The sequence below is a fragment of the Neisseria sp. P0021.S007 genome, assembly GCF_051956855.1.
Window position 1 is genome coordinate 1 of record NZ_JBQCXA010000016.1, and the last position, 2,679, is coordinate 2,679.

Here is a 2,679-nt window from a genome sequence, read left to right on the forward strand (position 1 = left end):
GCCTTGAGCTTCATATTTTCCCTGACCTTGCAACACGCAAAATAGACGAAATCATGCCGCTTGAGGTTTTAGGACTGTTACAGAGGCTGGAATCGGCGGGGAAATATGACACGGCACAAAAAATTTATGACGTAGTAAACCAAGTTTTCAAATATGCCGTGAAACTTCGCTTGAGCCTATTCAATCCCGCCGCCGAATTGCGGGGAGAGCTGGCAAAGGTGGAACAGAAACATTACCGCTTCATTAAAGACCCGCAAAGGATAGGCGAGATGTTACGAGCTTTTGACGGTTACGCTGGCTTTCCGCAAACACGCGCCCTATTACAGCTTTCCCCTTATGTATTTGCCCGCCCTTCCGAATTACGTTTATTGCGCTGGTGTGAAATTGATTGGGAGGAGCAGCAATACTATAAAGACGGCGTAAACATGAAGAACAAGATAGACCATATTGTCCCCTTGAGCCGCCAAGCCTTAGCAATACTGGACGGCTTGAAACCAGTAACCGTGCATTATGAATATGTATTTTGTAACACCAGCAAAAAACAGCCCTTGAGCGAGGGAGCAATACGAAAAGCATTAGACCGTCTGGGATTCTTGGAAGAAACCACACAGCACGGCTTTAGGCATACAGCCAGCACGATATTGAATGAGATGGGCTATAACGCCGATTGGGTAGAGCGACAACTAGCCCACAAAGACCCCAACACGACAAGGGCAGCCTATAACCATGCGGAATATTTAGAACAGCGCGCCGATATGGTTCAAAAATGGGCTGATTATCTTGATGAATTGAAAGCACATTCAGGCATATTGCAGGAAACGGCAGAATAAACTATCATCTTAAGCATTACGAAAGAAAACCATGCGGATATTTAGAAACCAGTGGATAACGAAATTTGCCAAGAAGCACAAAATCAGCGATTCCGAGCTGATAGAAGCGGTAGAGCGGGCAGATAAAGGAGTGATAGACGCAGATTTAGGCGGCGGCGTTATCAAGCAACGCATAGCAAGGCAAGGACAAGGCAGAAGCGGCGGTTATCGTAGTCTGATATTTTTCAGACGTGGGGAACGGGCGTTTTTCATGACTGCCTTTGCCAAGAACGACCGCGAAAACATCACGGACAAAGAACTTGCAGAATTAAAGAAAGCCGCCGCCATCATCTTGGCAATGACGGAAACCGACATAGAACAAGCCAAATCAAACGGCACTTTCACGGAGATACAGCCATGAAATACAAAAGCGAGATTTTTGCAGCAATACATGAAACCATGCAGGGATTGCACGACATTGGCATTATCGACAAAAAAACCATGCGCGATTTTGACAAATCATGCCTGACCGAAATCAAACCATTGAGCGGCGAAGACATCAAGGCAATCAGAGAGCGCGAAGCATTATCACAAGCCGCTTTTGCCATGTATCTGAACATTGGTAAAAACCAAGTTTCCGAATGGGAGCGGGGTATTAAAAAGCCGAGCGGCGCGGCTTTGAAGCTGCTTACTATCGTCAAGAACAAGGGAATTGAGGCGATTGCCTGATACCGGAAACGAAGCTAAAAATGAATACTCATGATTATTGTCCTAAATGGTTTGATATTTCCAAGTATGAAGAGACCTACCAATGGGGGCGGGAAGATTGGGCAATCGCTTTTGAACATAAAATTTACCACTACAATGAGAATTTAAAATATGACCGTAATCCAGATTTAGGTTATGACATCTGCAATGATTGTATAAACTCTTGGCAATCATTGTTTTTGGGTAATACTGATATTCCAAGAGATTCTAGAGGGATTCCATTAGGCAAGAATCTAATTTCTGATGATATGTACAAAATACCATTTGAAGACTTAGAGAAAACATTCCCCGATGAGAAAACATTCCCCGATTCTTCCTTTTTCTCTTGCTTTAATGGATTGCTGGCAAAACACGGGGCTGATATTGTCGATTCTGACGGGGAAAAAATGCCTATTGATGAAATTTCTACCGTAGGGATTCAATTACCCAAACTAGGCCAATTCAGATATGAAAAAAAAGCAGGGGCATATAATTGTTTCACGCCGGTGCTGATTAATTTCCAAGAACATACCGATGATGAGCTGAAAGAAATGTTTGAGTATTTCTTAAGGCAATACAGAGCATTTCAACTTTACGGCGGCCATATCCATATAAGCAAAAAATACGACATGACAAGAACATTTAGTGATTCAGAAATAGAAAGCCTAAACCGTTTCAGAGTATTGCCATGCCTAGATTTGCTGATTTGGGAGGTATACACCGGCCAACACTTCACGCATGAAGAACTGTTATTCTTACTCTTTGGCGATGGTACAGAAACCGTTATCAACCCAAAAACAGGGGAAGAATGGTTTCCCGATAAGTCCACAATCAAAGACAGCGTATTACCAAAAGCTATCCTATTATTGGAAGCAGTGGCAAACCCTTTCATGCATAGATATGATATTAAATGCAAAGAAATAAATGAGGTAATAGAATTTGAAGATGATTTTATAGATATGTATCAATTACATATGAAAAAGAAACAAAAATAACCTAAGTAAATTTTGAAATTAAAAGAGAGTTTTTTCTCATTTTTTTCTCTCTCGAAAGCCGCCCATTGAGGCGGCTATATTTATGCCTATCGAAACGCCAGCAACACGCAGGCGTGATTAACCAACCG

4 protein-coding genes are annotated in these 2,679 nt (G+C 42.3%); all 4 read left to right on the forward strand.

Annotation, left to right across the window (positions count from 1 at the left end):
• Nucleotides 1–830, forward strand: an 830-nt coding sequence (locus ACTHUR_RS10570; RefSeq protein ID WP_440398557.1) for a tyrosine-type recombinase/integrase, incomplete at its 5' end; no start/stop codon positions are given.
• A gap of 31 nt (nucleotides 831–861) precedes the next feature.
• Nucleotides 862–1,230 (forward strand): type II toxin-antitoxin system RelE/ParE family toxin, encoded by a 369-nt coding sequence (locus tag ACTHUR_RS10575; protein ID WP_070460008.1) that lies wholly within the window; start codon nucleotides 862–864, stop codon nucleotides 1,228–1,230.
• Nucleotides 1,227–1,538: a helix-turn-helix domain-containing protein gene (locus tag ACTHUR_RS10580; protein WP_070460005.1), complete on the forward strand. Its 312-nt coding sequence runs from the start codon at nucleotides 1,227–1,229 to the stop codon at nucleotides 1,536–1,538. The genes ACTHUR_RS10575 and ACTHUR_RS10580 overlap by 4 nt, the downstream gene beginning before the upstream one ends.
• Nucleotides 1,539–1,558: 20 nt before the next feature.
• Nucleotides 1,559–2,551, forward strand: a complete 993-nt coding sequence (locus tag ACTHUR_RS10585) for a DUF6387 family protein (RefSeq protein ID WP_070459998.1) — start codon at nucleotides 1,559–1,561, stop codon at nucleotides 2,549–2,551.
• Nucleotides 2,552–2,679 lie beyond the last annotated feature (128 nt).